General features: G+C 31.1%; 14 protein-coding genes. 12 read left to right on the top strand and 2 right to left on the bottom strand.

Going from position 1 to position 14,771, the window contains the following annotated elements; all coding sequences use genetic code 11:
• Positions 1-62 precede the first annotated feature (62 nt).
• The 12 genes from LNAT_RS02795 to LNAT_RS02740 are packed head-to-tail and all read left to right on the top strand — an operon-like array spanning position 63 to position 12,495.
• Positions 63-1,004 carry an RluA family pseudouridine synthase gene (locus LNAT_RS02795; protein WP_096258403.1) on the top strand — a complete coding sequence of 314 codons (942 nt, stop codon included), beginning with the start codon at positions 63-65 and terminating at the stop codon, positions 1,002-1,004.
• Entirely contained in the window at positions 943-2,130 is a 1,188-nt protein-coding gene (locus LNAT_RS02790; protein ID WP_096258402.1) for a fibronectin type III domain-containing protein, read from the top strand. The genes LNAT_RS02795 and LNAT_RS02790 overlap by 62 nt, the downstream gene beginning before the upstream one ends.
• Positions 2,130-3,233, top strand: a complete 1,104-nt coding sequence (trmB, locus tag LNAT_RS02785; RefSeq protein ID WP_096258401.1) for a tRNA (guanosine(46)-N7)-methyltransferase TrmB — start codon at positions 2,130-2,132, stop codon at positions 3,231-3,233. The genes LNAT_RS02790 and trmB overlap by 1 nt, the downstream gene beginning before the upstream one ends.
• Positions 3,226-3,891: a cell division ATP-binding protein FtsE gene (locus tag LNAT_RS02780; protein WP_096258400.1), complete on the top strand. Its 666-nt coding sequence runs from the start codon at positions 3,226-3,228 to the stop codon at positions 3,889-3,891. Before trmB ends, LNAT_RS02780 begins: the two co-directional genes overlap by 8 nt.
• Positions 3,878-4,663, top strand: coding sequence for an FtsX-like permease family protein (locus LNAT_RS02775; RefSeq protein ID WP_096258399.1), 786 nt, complete (start codon positions 3,878-3,880; stop codon positions 4,661-4,663). Before LNAT_RS02780 ends, LNAT_RS02775 begins: the two co-directional genes overlap by 14 nt.
• Positions 4,660-5,802, top strand: coding sequence for a murein hydrolase activator EnvC family protein (locus LNAT_RS02770; RefSeq protein WP_096258398.1), 1,143 nt, complete (start codon positions 4,660-4,662; stop codon positions 5,800-5,802). Before LNAT_RS02775 ends, LNAT_RS02770 begins: the two co-directional genes overlap by 4 nt.
• Before the next feature lie 58 nt (positions 5,803-5,860).
• A complete protein-coding gene (gene pyrH, locus LNAT_RS02765) occupies positions 5,861-6,583 on the top strand; it encodes a UMP kinase (RefSeq protein ID WP_096258397.1) in 723 nt (240 codons plus the stop codon).
• A gap of 2 nt (positions 6,584-6,585) precedes the next feature.
• Positions 6,586-6,789: a DNA-directed RNA polymerase subunit omega gene (locus LNAT_RS02760; RefSeq protein ID WP_096258396.1), complete on the top strand. Its 204-nt coding sequence runs from the start codon at positions 6,586-6,588 to the stop codon at positions 6,787-6,789.
• The gene (locus tag LNAT_RS02755) at positions 6,786-8,906 is read left to right on the top strand and encodes a RelA/SpoT family protein (protein ID WP_096258395.1); all 2,121 of its coding nucleotides are present in this window, start codon (positions 6,786-6,788) and stop codon (positions 8,904-8,906) included. The genes LNAT_RS02760 and LNAT_RS02755 overlap by 4 nt, the downstream gene beginning before the upstream one ends.
• 33 nt (positions 8,907-8,939) lie before the next feature.
• Positions 8,940-10,145 (top strand): tyrosine--tRNA ligase, encoded by a 1,206-nt coding sequence (gene tyrS, locus LNAT_RS02750; RefSeq protein WP_420795365.1) that lies wholly within the window; start codon positions 8,940-8,942, stop codon positions 10,143-10,145.
• The gene (locus tag LNAT_RS02745; protein WP_096258393.1) at positions 10,142-11,233 is read left to right on the top strand and encodes a nitronate monooxygenase; all 1,092 of its coding nucleotides are present in this window, start codon (positions 10,142-10,144) and stop codon (positions 11,231-11,233) included. The genes tyrS and LNAT_RS02745 overlap by 4 nt, the downstream gene beginning before the upstream one ends.
• A complete protein-coding gene (locus LNAT_RS02740; protein ID WP_096258392.1) occupies positions 11,230-12,495 on the top strand; it encodes an N-acetylmuramoyl-L-alanine amidase family protein in 1,266 nt (421 codons plus the stop codon). The genes LNAT_RS02745 and LNAT_RS02740 overlap by 4 nt, the downstream gene beginning before the upstream one ends.
• Here the strand turns inward: LNAT_RS02740 and LNAT_RS02735 are convergent.
• Positions 12,492-13,115, bottom strand: a complete 624-nt coding sequence (locus LNAT_RS02735; protein ID WP_096258391.1) for a carbonic anhydrase — start codon at positions 13,113-13,115, stop codon at positions 12,492-12,494. The genes LNAT_RS02740 and LNAT_RS02735 overlap by 4 nt on opposite strands.
• 22 nt (positions 13,116-13,137) lie before the next feature.
• Entirely contained in the window at positions 13,138-14,769 is a 1,632-nt protein-coding gene (locus LNAT_RS02730; protein ID WP_096258390.1) for a potassium channel family protein, read from the bottom strand.
• Between the last annotated feature and the right edge of the window lie 2 nt (positions 14,770-14,771).

Below are 14,771 nucleotides of genomic sequence, written 5' to 3'. Positions count from 1 at the left end.
TAATTAAAATTAATTTTTTTGTCAAGTTTTGATAAAATAATTAAAAAAATGGAATATGTAGAATGGATAATGGAAAATTATTGAATTTCATTGCTGATAAAGAAATTAGACTTGATAAATTTTTAACTGAGAAATTAAATGTTTCAAGAAACCAGATTGAAGCATTGATAAAAAAAGGATTTGTTAAAATAAATGAAAACATAGCAAAAAAAGGGGGAATTAAACTCAAAAGAAATGACAAAATTGAAGTAATTTTGCCGGAAGTTACAGAAAAAAAGACACAAAAAGCCGATTTTGACATACCTGTTTTATACGAAGATGAAGATTTGCTTATTATTAACAAACCTCCCGGAATTGTCGTCCATCCCGCACCAAGCGTGAAAGAGCCGACCCTTGTTGACTGGCTGAAACAAAATAATTATTCACTCTCAACAATTGCGGGGGAAGAAAGATTCGGGATAGTTCACAGAATAGACAAAGAAACAAGCGGAGCGCTTGTTATTGCAAAAAATAATAAAACCCATGAGTTTTTAAGCAGCCAGCTTAAAGACAAATCCATGGGGAGATATTATTTAATGCTTTTAAATGCACCCATTAAAGAAGCAAAATGCGTTGAAGCCCCCATAGGGAGAAATCCAAAAAACAGAATTAAAATGGCAGTTGTAAATAACGGCAAAGAAGCTAAAACTCTTTTTGTACCTGTTTTTGAAAATTTAACCGCTGCAAAACTTTTTACAGGAAGAACCCATCAGATAAGGGTTCATTTAACACGCCTTGGAAGATATATTATAGGAGACAGCACATACGGGGCCAAAAATCAGACACCAAGAGTTATGCTTCACGCATATGAATTATATTTTACTCACCCAAACGGTCAAAAACTTAGTATAATTGCACCAATATTTGATGATTTTAAAAAGAATTTACCAAAAGGATTTAATTATGAAAAAATGGGTTCTATTGCTGATATCTTTAATGATTATAACCGGATGTGCGATAAATAAACCTGCACCTAAATCAAACCCAAACCTCCCGAAAGTTACAAATTTCAAGGCGTATCCTGACAGAAACGCAATGGCACTTAAATGGAATGCTGTAAAAGGAATAAAAGGGTATTTTATACAAAAATTTGATTTTAAAACAAAAAAATGGGGCAAAATTATCACATTAAAAGACCCTTATCAAACATTATATGTTGATACAGACTTAAAACCTAATACTTTATACAGATACAGAATTGCAACATTTGATAAAAACAAAATTCCATCCCTTGCGGTAGAAACCGAACAAAAAACCCTTCCGACAGTAGCTCCGGTAATACCTCTTGAAATAAAACGTTTAACAAAAGGTGAAGTTAAAATAATATTCAGACCCCATCCAAATGAAAGGGTAAATTCATATATTATTCAAAGATTCAACGATGAAAAAGCAAAATGGGAAAATATAGCGACACTAAAACCGAGATACAATGTGGAATACATTGACAAAGGTCTGGTTGACGGTAAAATTTACAAATACAGAATCATTGCTGTAACTTTTGATGATTTATATTCTGCACCATCTCAAGAGCTCACCATTTCCACTTATCCAAAGCCTCCTGTTGTAATGAATGTAAAAGCAACTGTTGATCTGCCTAAAAAAATTCAAATTTCTTGGACTCCGGTTAAAGATGCCGCTTATTATAAAATATATAAGAAAAAATTTTTAATTTTTGTTCCGATTGCAAAAACTAAAAACACTTTCTATATTGATAAAATTGATAAAGACGGGGATACCGAATATTATAAAGTAACGGCTGTGAGTATTCATCAGACAGAATCGCTGCTTGACAAAACACCTGAGGTTATGGGAAAAACGCTTGATATACCTGCAAAACCGATTGTATCTACAAATGTTACAGACAACGGCGTGGAATTTATTATGAATTCTCCCGACAACAGGGCTGTTAAATATCTGGTAGTAAAAGAGTTGGGAAATATTTTGAATAAAAAAGAACAAAAATATCTTGTAAACGGAAACAGATTTTTGGATAAAGAAATAGATAAAAAACATTCCGTAACTTATAAAATTTATGCAATAGACAAGTACGGCCTTATTTCGAAACCTACCGAAGTGGAGGTTTCTTTTTAATGCCGCATATTGTAATCGACAATTTAAAAGACATACATTATCCGCAAAAATTAAACGATGTAGAGTTTCTCTTTCAGGCGGAAAACTTAATAGGGGTAAAAACAGAATCTGCAAAATTTTTAATTAAAATCATAAAAAAAGACCAAGGCTTTTTAATAAAATATGACAAAATAACAAGACCGATAATCAGTGAAATAAAGAAAGTCTATTTGGCTTTTACAAAATTACATAATGCCAATATTATTTTTGAAAATATAAACGGAATTAAAGAAAAACTGCCTAATAAGAATTTAATAAACATTACTGATGATTTAAGCAATATTGACATTATAGAGGTCGGATTTGGAAGCGGAAGACACCTTTTATATCTTGCAAAAGAAAACCCAAATAAAACAATTTTGGGAATTGAAATTCACAAACCTTCAATTGAACAGGTTTTAAAAAGACTCAGTTTAGAAGGTATAGAAAACGTAAGAATTTTAAACCATGATGCGAGAATTATCCTCAGTAAAATTCCTTCAAACCAGCTTGAAGCCATTTATGTTCATTTTCCTGTCCCTTGGGATAAAAAACCCCACAGACGGGTAATAAATAAAGACTTTATCTCTGAATCCATCAGAACACTAAAAGAAAACGGATTTTTACATTTAAGAACAGACAGTGAAAATTATTTTAACTATTCATTAAACGAATTTTTAAATTTTAAAAAAATAGAACTTAATGTGAAAAAAAACATACCCTATGCAGTTTCCAGCAAATATGAAGACAGATGGAAAAGAATGAACAAAAATATTTATGATATTTATATGATTAATCATGAAAAATCGCCTGATCTAAAAGAAGAATTCGATTTCAGTTTTGATACTAAACTGCGTAATCTTGATTTTAAACCTAAAATTTATGATAATTTTGTAATTCATATAGAAAAAGTTTTTAAAATAAATGAAAATGAAGAATTAATACGGCTGACTTTAGGAAATTTCAACAGACCAGAACATGTTTATATTTTAAACAAAGAAAATCCAGTATATTTTAAAATGCCGGCTCCAATTAAAGATAATTATCTAGCACACAAGGAATTAAAAAGGCTTTTTAATGGGTAAACTGGTTTTGGCAAAAAATTTGACTCTCGGATACAAAAATGAAATCGTTATAAAAAACGCCAACTTTTCCATAAACAGCGGAGAATTCGTATTTTTAACAGGTGTAAGCGGGAGTGGGAAAAGCACTTTAATCAAATCAATGTATGGAGAAATCAAACCAGCAGGAGGTTTTTTAAATATCGGGGGATATGAATTACATAAAATTAGAAAATCTAAACTTTCGGAACTTAGGAGATATTTAGGAGTAGTTTTTCAGGATTTTAAATTAATCCCTGAATGGAATATATTGAAAAATGTTTCACTTCCATTATTAATTGCGGGATTTTCAAAAAATGAAGCTGAAGAAAAAGCCATGCATATGCTCTCAAAAGTAAAACTTTCACATAAAGCTGACAAATTTCCGCTGGAGCTAAGTGGAGGTGAGCAGCAAAGGGCGGCAATTGCAAGGGCTATAATACACGAACCGGTAATGATTTTGGCAGACGAGCCAATTTCAGGACTTGATGAATATTCAGCAAACCTGGTAATGGAGCTTTTTATAATGGCAAACAAACTTGGAATTACAATTGTAATTGCTTCTCACTCACTACCCCAGACTTTTAATATAGAATACAAACATATTCATTTAGAAAAAGGCAGCGTTTATGAACTCTCTTAAAAGTCATATAAGTTTAATTTTAGCCCTGGTTTCAATACTTTTTAGTGTATTTTTGTATATTACATTTTCAGAAATTTTGCAAAAATACCAGAAAAATATCGTAAATAATTATTCAATAGCTGTTGTAAGCGACAAACCCATTGATAAATTAAACATAAAAGAAGTGGAAAAAATAGAGTCTATCAATATAGACGGTTATATTCAAAAATTAAAACGTAACTTTCAAAATATAGATTTTAGCAATATAAAATTTCCATATTTTTATTCTGTAAAATTAAAAACCCTCCCAAGCCCATCCAGACTAAAACAGATAGAAAACCATCTCTCAAACCTTCCTTTTATAAAAAGGGTTTTGACATACAGAAGCACTCAGACAAAAATATACAATTTATTGTTTTTACTGAAAATAATTTCAAACGCATTTATGATAATAGTCGGAATCCTTGGATTTTTACTTATTATCAAACAGCTTGAAGTATGGAAATTCGAGCACAGCGAAAGAATGTACATAATGGAACTCTTCGGGGCTCCTTTTTGGTTTAAAGGTGCCGCACTGTTCAAAATAGCTTTTATTGATTCATTTGTTTCATTTTTAATAACGGCTATATTTATTTATTATTTCATTAATTCATCAATTTTTAATGAAATAATAAAAGATCTCTCCATAGATTTTAATATTGATTATGCAGATACATTATTGAAACTATTTTCAGTTTCCTTAATAATATCAATTTTTTCCTCTATGATAGTAATTATTGGAAGGAAAAAATGAGATTTTTTCTAATTATTTTTTTAATAGTTTTACTAAATGCCAATACACTCTCAAAAACAAAAAAAGAATTAACCACCACAAAATATACAATTAAAAAAATGAATTTAAAATTAGATTTATTAGCAAAAAATATAATAAATACACAAAAAAAATTAAATAACATCAATACCCAAATAAATATTTTAAACAAACAGATTGGAATTCTTCAGACTTCTTTAAAAAGTTCCAATAAAATATTAAATGAATTAAATGATTTAAAAAAAGGACTTTTAAATAAACAAAAATCAATTAATAAAGAAATAATTTCTTTTATAGCACAAAATTATTATATAAACAGCAAACAGATAAATACGTTAAATGATTTAATTTATACGGCATTAACTGAAAAAATTTTAAAAAAATATGCTAAAAAAATCAAATCTTTAATAGAAGAAAATAAAATAACACAGCAAAGCATCAAAGAAGTAAACCAAAAAATAAACACTATCAACAACCAAAAAAAAGAACTTGAAAAAAAGAAAAAAGAATTATTAACCCTTAAACAAAAACAGCTTAAAATATTAAAAAATTTAAAAAAACAAAAACGAATATATAAAACAAAACTTGAAAATATGTTAAAAAAACAAAAAAAACTGCAACAAAAACTGGCAGAATTCAAAATAATAAAACATAAAAAAGAAATAACTGTAAATATTCCTGCAAAACCTATAACTGTTAAAAAAGTAGGAAGTGCCTATATAAAACCAAAAGTTACCAGATACAGAGGTCCAAAAACAATACCCCCTGTAAAAGGAACGGTAATTAAAAAATTCGGCTCATACATAGACCCAATTTATAAAATCAGAATTTATAATGATTCCATTACCATTAAAACCCGGCCAAATGCACTCATCAGAGCAATTTTCCCGGGAAAAGTTATTTATATCGGAAAAGTTGGAGATAAAAAAATTATTTTTATTAAACATAAAAATAATTTATTCAGTGTTTATGCAAACTTATCTAAAATTTCTCCTCTTATCAAAAAAGGTAGTTTCGTAAAAAAAGGTCAGATTATCGCAAGGGTGAACAATTCTCTGGAATTTGAAGTCACATATAAAGACAGAGCAATCAACCCGCTTCAGGTTATTAATTTAAAATAATTTTGATTTTGTGCAAAAATATTAAATATGATAAAATACCATTTTAAAAAGGCCTCCTATGAAAAGAGTTGAAAAAAGAATTTTAATAAAATTTTCAGGTGAAGCATTAGCGGGTGAAGACGGTTTTGGAATCAATACAAAAGTGCTTAAATTTCTGGCAGATGAAATCAAAAGTGTAATAAATGAAGGATTCGAAGTTGCAATAGTTATAGGAGGAGGAAATTTCATCAGAGGTGTAAGTGCGGCAAAAGACGGTATTATTAAAAGAACTTCAGGTGATTATATGGGAATGTTGGCAACTGTTATAAATGCTGTTGCCATGCAGGAAGCCCTGGAGAATGATTCACTTGAAGTCAGGGTGCAAAGTGCCATTAAAATGGAGGAAATAGCAGAAAATTTTATAGTCAGACGTGCAATCAGACACCTAGAAAAAGGAAGGGTTGTCATTTTTGCGGCAGGAACCGGAAATCCGTTTTTTACAACAGACACGGCCGGGGTTCTAAGGGCCAGTGAAATTGGAGCAAGTGCAATCATTAAAGCCACAAAGGTTGACGGTATTTATGATAAAGACCCAAAGAAATACCCAGATGCAAAACTTCTTAAAGAAATTACTTATGAAGAGGCTTTAAAAGACAATATAAAAGTGATGGATGATACGGCAATTGCTCTTGCAAGGGAAAACAAACTCCCTATAATTGTTTGCAATATGTTTAAACAAGGAAATTTACTTAAAATTTTGAAAAATGAAAAAGATGCAAAATATTCTATAGTTAAGGAGTAAAAATGAGAATAGAACAAATCAATGCTGAAGCACTAGAAAAAGTAAATTATGACAGATTCCTGCTTTCACAGGCAGTAGCAAAAAGAGTAAAAGAACTTATGAACGGAGCAAAACCTCTTGTGGAACTTCCTAAAAAAAACATGCAATATACAGAAATTGCTGTGCTTGAAATAGCAAAAGGTAAAGTAAAGGTTAAAGAAGTTTGAGAGAAGATTTTCTAAAACTCGTTGAAAACATAAAAAATATTAAAGACACTGAAAGTGCAAAAAAACTTTTATTATCAAAAAAAGATACCCCGTTAATTAAAAAGGCAATCGAATTTGCCGTAAAAGCCCATGCAGGCCAAAAAAGAAAAAGCGGTGAAGATTATGTAATACACCCTATTTTGGTTGCCGCAATTACTGCCTATTTTTTAAATGAAGAAGTGCCGATTGTCGCGGCAATACTGCATGATGTCGTAGAAGACACACCTTATACTATTTATTATATAAAAGACGAATTTGGAAGCGAAGTGGCGGAATTGGTGGAAGGTCTTACTAAAATAGTGGAAATCAGAGGAAATTCCCTCGTTCCTTCCACTTCAAATGAAAAACTTGCAAAATCTGCCTTGACTTTTAGAAAAATGATATTAACCTCCGTTAATGACATAAGGGTTTTGATTATAAAACTATGTGACAGACTTCATAATATGCTGACTCTATCAGCCCTGCCGCCACATAAACAGAAAAGAATAGCAGAAGAAACACTTGTCGTTTACGCACCAATCGCCCACAGGCTCGGAATTGCAACACTTAAAAACCTGCTTGAAGATTTATCTTTTAAATATCTGCTGCCAGAAGAATATAAAAAAATTGATGAATATATAAAGGCAAATAAAGAAATCTTTTATGAAAAACTTAATAATTTTATATCCAAAATAGAAGAATTGATGCTGAAAAACGGTTTTTTAAAAAGCGAATTTGAAATAAAAAGCAGGATAAAACATTACTATTCCATTTTTTTGAAAATGCAGAGGAAAGGTATTTCTATTGAAGAAGTGCTTGATTTACTGGCTGTGAGAATTATAGTAAAAGAACCCCTTGAATGTTATGAAACACTAGGAATTATACATCTAAATTTCAGACCACTTATCAGCAGATTTAAAGATTACATAGCCATTCCAAAAGAAAACGGATATCAGACCCTGCACACTACGGTATATGACGGAAACTCTATTATTGAAACACAGATAAGAACCCAGGAAATGGATAAAAAAGCCGAATTTGGAATAGCGGCCCACTGGAAATATAAACTGAATACCGACCTTCCGAATGTAAAATGGCTTGAGAATTTAAAATTTAATGAAAATGTGGAAGATTTTTACGAACTTGCCAAAAATGATTTATTCAGTGAGGATATTGTGGTATATTCACCTAAATTTGAAACATTTACCCTGCCGCGCGGTGCAACAGCCCTTGATTTTGCATATGCGGTTCATACCGATATAGGAAACAGGGCAAAAGAAGCCTATGTAAATAAAGAAAAAGTATCACTTTTAACAGAACTAAAAACCGGTGATATTGTAAATATAATTACCGGAGACAAAGTAATTCCTAGATGCAGCTGGATAAATTCATTAAAAACCAGCAAGGCAAAATATGAACAAAAAAGACTATGTAACCAAAAAGAAAAAGAGATAAACAGAAAACTTGCCATTGCTATTTTAAAGGGTATTTTTGATTTAGATGCCATTAAAATAAGGGCATTAATTAAAGCCAACAATTTATGTGAAAATATTGGAAAAATAGTTGACGATGAAAACTTTTTGAAAGAAGTTGTTAAAAGAATATATAAAACTCTCAAAAAAAGAAATGTTTTATATTTCAAAAATATTAAATTAAAAGAATATATTTTCGGAAATATAAGAATTCTTTCAAACAAACACATAAACGATATTTCATTTAATTACTGCTGCCATCCGAAATACGGAGATAAAATTTTAGGACTTTTACATAAAAAAGAAGTTGAAATCCATCACAGATTTTGTAATAATGCGGAAAATAAAATTGATAAGGCAGTATTTGTTGAATGGGTAAAAAAAGGGCAAAACAGATATATATTAGTTGTAAGCATGCCGAACAAAAAAGGCGAACTTGCCAAGTTTATCAATTTATTAAATAAATTCAATGTATTTATCCATTCAATCAATTTGGGAGAAGAATCCAATCACTGCAGGGTGGAAATAGAATTTGATAAAAAAATTTTTGATACAATAAAAGAAAAAATAGGAAAAATTTATCCGATAATAGAATTTGTATCAAAAAATGACGCTTATAATAAATAGTGTAAAGCAAAAAGGAGAGTTTAAAAGATGGATATTAATCAAAAAGTTGAGAATGCACTAAAAGAGATAAAAAGAGGCTCAAGTGAAATTATCGGGGAAGAGAGAATAAAAGAGCTTGTTAAAAACTATTTTGAAAAAGGTGAAAATTTCACAATAAAAGCAGGATTTGACCCAACTGCACCTGATTTGCATTTAGGCCACACTGTTTTACTTCAAAAATTAAAAATATTTCAAAAATACGGAGCTATAGTCCAGTTTTTGATAGGTGATTTTACAGCGCAAATAGGAGACCCAACAGGTAAAAACAAAACAAGAAAAATGTTAACACCAAAAGAAGTTGAAGAGAATGCCAAAACATATAAAGAACAGGTTTTCAAAATTCTAGACAAAGACAAAACAGAAGTTGTATTCAATTCAAAATGGCTAAATGCATTGGGGGCAAAAGGAATAGTGGAACTGACCACTACTTATACGGTTGCAAGAATGCTAGAGAGGGATGATTTTGAAAAAAGATTTAAATCAAACACTCCAATTGCCATCAGCGAATTTATTTATCCTCTACTTCAGGGATATGACAGTGTTGCGCTTAAAAGCGATATAGAAATCGGAGGAACCGACCAAAAATTCAACCTTCTTATGGGAAGGTACCTTCAAAGGGTTTATAATGTGGGGAAAGAGCAAAGTGTAATTATGATGCCTTTACTTATCGGGCTTGACGGAATTAACAAAATGAGTAAATCTCTTGGAAATTATATCGGTATCACTGAAGATGCCAATACAATATTTGCAAAAGTTTTATCAATTTCAGACGAGTTGATGTGGGAGTGGTATGATTTACTCAGCGATAAAAGTTTACAAGAAATTGAAAAATTAAAGAGTGATGTTAAAAACGGAAGAAATCCAAAAGAGATAAAAGAAATGCTCGCTATTGAAATAGTGGACAGATTCCATGGCAAAGGCGCAGGAGAGAAGGCAAAAGAACATTTTGACAGGGTTCATAAACAAAACAAAATTCCCGAAGATATTCCTGAATTTGAAATGGAGCCAATGAACATAGTTGATGCACTGGTTGCTGCAAAACTTGCCTCTTCCAAAAGTGAAGCGAGACGCCACATAAAAGGCGGGGCTGTCAGAATCAACCAGGAAAAAATAAATTCCGCTGATATAAACTTGGAAAGCGGGAAAGAATATATTTTACAAATCGGAAAAAGAAAATTTGCAAAAGTGAGAATTAAATGAAACTAAAACCTTTAAAAATAGGAAAATGGGAAATTAAATACCCGATTATTCAAGGTGGTATGGGACTTGGCATAAGCTGGGACAAACTGGCCGGGAATGTAAGTAAAGAAGGCGGACTCGGGGTAGTCAGTGCTGTCGGAACCGGATATTATGAAAATAAAAAATATGCAAAAGAACTGGTTGAGGGTAGACCTGTAAGTGAAAAAAACTTTTATTCAAAAGAGGCTTTAATTAAAATTTTTGAAAATGCAAGAAAAATATGCGGAGATGCACCTCTTGGTGCAAATGTGCTATATGCCATTAATGATTATGGAAGAGTGGTAACAGATGCCTGCATTGCGGGAGCCAATATAATTATCACAGGAGCCGGACTTCCAACCGATATGCCGGAATACACAAAAGATTTTCCCGATGTTGCGTTAGTGCCTATAGTATCCACAGGAAGGGCTTTTAGACTGATTGCAAGAAGATGGGAAAAACGATACAAAAGAATACCTGATGCGGTAATAGTAGAAGGACCTTTAAGCGGAGGACACCAGGGCTTTAAATATGAAGATTGTTTTAAAGAAGAAAACCAGCTGGAAAATTTAGTGCCTGATGTAAGGGAAGAAGTTGATAAATGGGACAAAAACATTCCTGTAATTGCTGCAGGCGGAATTTGGGATAAAAAAGATATTGAAAAATTTCTATCCCTCGGGGCAGACGGAGTTCAGATGGGGACAAGATTTGCATTAACATACGAATGTGATGCAAGCGATGTGTTTAAACAAATTTTATTAAATGCAAAAAAAGAAGATATTATTTTAATGAAATCTCCGGTGGGATATCCGGCACGCGGAATTAGAACAAAACTTATAAAAAAAGTTGAAAAAAAAGAGGGGCCAAAAATAAAATGTATTTCAAACTGTGTTTTTCCTTGTCACAGAGGTGAAGAGGCAAAGAAAGTCGGATACTGCATTGCAGACAGACTTGCAGACGCATATCTTGGAGATGAGGAACTCGGTCTTTACTTCAGCGGGGCTTACGCATACAAAGCAGATAAACTAATGCATGTAAAAGATTTAATAAAAGAATTGATTGGCGAATGAGATTTTTACTGGTTTTTCTTTTTTCTGTTCTTTTCGCATGTGACACAACTTCCATAAACAGTGCATATAAGGATTATTATGAATATCAGAGAATTTATATTTCAGCAATCTTAGACAATAACAAAAATAAAGAAATTAGCGCCCTTAAAAATTTAATAAAATGCGGAAAATATTTAAATTTCAATGTAAAAGAATATGAAAATAAATTAAAAAGACTAACCCAGAAATCAAAAGTTCTAACAAAAACAGAAAAAGAACATGTTACACCCAATAATAAACCTCAGAAAAAATATATAAAAATAATTTCTTCAAATCCTTTTATAATTACTTTACCCTCCAATAATCTAAAGCATTTTATATTAAGAAAAAAAATACATGTTTTTGATATCCCTTATACAATAATTCCAAAGATGTATTCAAAAAAAATTAATAACATTCAAATAAAAGTTGCCCAATTCAACAAAAAAATTGTAAGAGTGGCAATTTATTCCCCAAAAATAAATTATAAAATAGAAAATAAAAAACTTATCATTTATTTAAATAAAAAAATCACCCAAAAACAGACTTTAATAATTCCAAAAACATATAAACAAAGAGTAATAGTAATTGACCCGGGGCACGGGGGAAAAGACAGCGGAGGTATCGGTATCGGACATAGAATGGAAAAAATTGCCGTTTTAAAAATAGCAAAATACCTTTACAGCGAGCTAAAAGAAATGGGTTACAAGGTTTATCTGACAAGACACGGTGATTATTTTATACCGTTAAGAGAAAGAACGCATTTTGCAAACCAGAAAAAAGCAGATCTGTTTATTTCCATTCATTGCAATATTGCTCCTCATCATTATACAAAAGTAAGAGGAATTGAAACTTATTTTCTTTCTCCTACAAGAAATGACAGGGCAATAAGAGTTGCAAAAATAGAAAACAAAGAAGTAAAAGGACTTAATTATGTGGATCAAAGAGTTATTTTAGGATTTTTAAATAGAGACAGAATTATTGATTCACAAAAACTTGCAATTGACATACAAGCCGGAATGCTTTATTCTCTCAAAAAAAAATATAAACAAGTAATTGACGGCGGAGTAAGACCTGCTCCGTTTTGGGTACTGGTGGGTACTCAAATGCCGGCAATTCTTATAGAAACCGGTTATTTGACCAATCCTGTGGAAGCTAAAAGATTATTCAACCCGGCTTATCAAAAATTACTTGCTAAAGGTATAGCAGCGGGAATTTATAACTATTTTAAAAAAAATCCCTAATTTATAAGTTCAAATTCCTGAGTATCAAAATTATAGTTATAAACCTCCCCTGTTTCAATTATATAATACCATCCGAAAATATTTAATTTTCCTTCTTTAAATCGTTTTTCCACAAAGGGATAAGTTGTAAGATTATCTATCTGTTTTAATATATTCAGATGTTCTATTTCCCATTCCCTAAATGCCCCGTCTTCAATGTGTTCTACACTCTTTTTGACATCGTCAAGAAGGCTAAGCCACCTTTTTACAATTGGGAGTTTGTTTAATTTTTTTTCATCATAAAACAGAGCCTTTAATCCCCCACAGTTACTATGCCCGCAAACCACTATGTTTCTGACTTCCAAATATTCAACCGCATATTCAAGAGCACTTGCTGTGCATTTATAACTCGACTCTGAGCTTGCCTTATAAGGTGGGACCACATTTGCAATATTTCTGACTACAAAAAGTTCTCCCGGAAGAGCCTTGGTAATAACATTTGGAACAACCCTGCTGTCACTGCAACCGATAAAAAAAGTATGGGGATTTTGACCTTTTTTGAGTTCTGAAAAAAGCTCTTTGTGTTTTTCAAAATCACCTTTTTTAAATTCCTTTAATCCTTCAAATAATTTTGTTGCCATTTTTTCTCCTTTTTTAATTTAATCACTCTCCCAATACATAATCAAGTTCATAAATATTATTCACAATATATTCAAAATCTTCTATATTTTCTTTATTTGAAGCTATTAATAATTTATCATTTTCTTTTATTTCCATATCAGAACCCGGCATAAGAATTATTTTATCTCCCCTTTTTAACAGCAAATATACAATATGCAAAAGTTCATTTCTGTTTGCCCTGGATTTTCTTATATCTCCTAAAGTTATTTTTCTCTTTTTCAGTTTTAGCATAAGGGCATATGCGTTTTCTGCATTTATAGTTATTTCATAATAAATAGGTCTTTCTCCAGCAATATTTTTCAGCATATTAACCATTACCTCACCCCAGCTGTTGTCCATTTCCCTGACTTTCCTTATAAATGCATCAACTAACGGTCTTGAAATACTTGTAATCGCATATTCAGCGGTAATTTTTTCCAAAACATAAATTCTGTCAATTTCAGCAGCCTGAAAAATAGTAATATCATCAAGTGAATTTTCCCTGGCAATCGTATAAATTTTTGGATTTAATTTTTTAGCTTTATTGATAATAGTCAAATTTAACAAGTCGTTGTTTGTGGCAGCGAATATTGCATTTGAATTTTTAACATCATAACTCTCAAGCACTCTTCTGTCTTCATCATCTCCAAAAATAACACTTCCTTTTTTCCTCACATAATCCTCGGTTTCAATTTTTAAAATGTTATAATTAATTCCGGCCATTTTAAGCCCCTCTTCCAATGCATGCCCCATTCTGCCGTATCCGCATATTAAATATTTACCTTTTGGCAAAAGATCTTTTTGCTCAAGAATTAATTTATGTCCAAAAGCCCACAATTCCAAAAGCCAAATGAAAGGTTTTGTAATATTTAAATAAATTCTATCAGAAATAATTTTAAATGGATTGATAATATATTTTATGCCCAAAGATTTATAATAATCCTCCTGATTCTTAGAAGTCGCTTTTACAATTAAATCAATTTTGGGATTCAAAAGTTTACAAACAGTAGCTATTTGCATATTTTTTGCATCGTCTTCAAATAAGGAAATTACTCCTCTGCAGTATTTTGACTCAATTCCCGCATATTTTAAAATAATTTCGTTGGTTCCATCACCTGTAATTGCCGGGACGACAGGATTAAAATCTTCCAAGTTAAGTTCATCTATTTTTTCTTCTTTTTTATCAATTACCACAAACCTGAAATCAGAATTATTAATTATATCTTTTGTAACCCTGTTATAACCGATAATTATAAAAAAATCTTCTCTAAGAGTTTTTACCTGTTTTATAAATTTTCTTAGATTAATGGCTTTTTTAAGCGCCTCATCCTGAATTAACGCAACAATCGTTCCTATTGCATAAAACCAGCCTATTACAGTCAAATAAATTGAAAAAGTAACCCAAAGTTTTTGGGGATATGTAAAAGCATAAGGCCCTTCACCAAATCCGATAGTAGTTGCCATATAACTTACAAAATAAAATGCATCAAAAAAATTTAGATGATAAATATGCCCCTTATCATCAATAGCAGGAATTAACATAAGACCGATTATAGAAATAGAAAAGGTAATAAGCAAAACTAAAAAAGGGGTTCTTAATTTTTTAAGAACAATCCAGACTACCTGATTATCCATTG

The organism is Lebetimonas natsushimae (assembly GCF_002335445.1).
GTDB classification, from domain to species: Bacteria; Campylobacterota; Campylobacteria; order Campylobacterales; family Nautiliaceae; genus Lebetimonas; species Lebetimonas natsushimae.
Note: the sequence above shows the minus strand (reverse complement) of the source record. Positions and strands in the feature narration are given on the sequence as shown.

Bases quoted from the DNA above. Each gene is read 5' to 3' on its own strand.
- LNAT_RS02795 (WP_096258403.1), top strand. From the start codon at position 63: ATGGATAATGGAAAATTATTGAATTTCATTGCTGATAAAGAAATTAGA.
- LNAT_RS02790 (WP_096258402.1), top strand. From the start codon at position 943: ATGAAAAAATGGGTTCTATTGCTGATATCTTTAATGATTATAACCGGA.
- trmB (WP_096258401.1), top strand. From the start codon at position 2,130: ATGCCGCATATTGTAATCGACAATTTAAAAGACATACATTATCCGCAA.
- LNAT_RS02780 (WP_096258400.1), top strand. From the start codon at position 3,226: ATGGGTAAACTGGTTTTGGCAAAAAATTTGACTCTCGGATACAAAAAT.
- LNAT_RS02775 (WP_096258399.1), top strand. From the start codon at position 3,878: ATGAACTCTCTTAAAAGTCATATAAGTTTAATTTTAGCCCTGGTTTCA.
- LNAT_RS02770 (WP_096258398.1), top strand. From the start codon at position 4,660: ATGAGATTTTTTCTAATTATTTTTTTAATAGTTTTACTAAATGCCAAT.
- pyrH (WP_096258397.1), top strand. From the start codon at position 5,861: ATGAAAAGAGTTGAAAAAAGAATTTTAATAAAATTTTCAGGTGAAGCA.
- LNAT_RS02760 (WP_096258396.1), top strand. From the start codon at position 6,586: ATGAGAATAGAACAAATCAATGCTGAAGCACTAGAAAAAGTAAATTAT.
- LNAT_RS02745 (WP_096258393.1), top strand. From the start codon at position 10,142: ATGAAACTAAAACCTTTAAAAATAGGAAAATGGGAAATTAAATACCCG.
- LNAT_RS02740 (WP_096258392.1), top strand. From the start codon at position 11,230: ATGAGATTTTTACTGGTTTTTCTTTTTTCTGTTCTTTTCGCATGTGAC.
- LNAT_RS02735 (WP_096258391.1), bottom strand. From the start codon at position 13,115: ATGGCAACAAAATTATTTGAAGGATTAAAGGAATTTAAAAAAGGTGAT.
- LNAT_RS02730 (WP_096258390.1), bottom strand. From the start codon at position 14,769: ATGGATAATCAGGTAGTCTGGATTGTTCTTAAAAAATTAAGAACCCCT.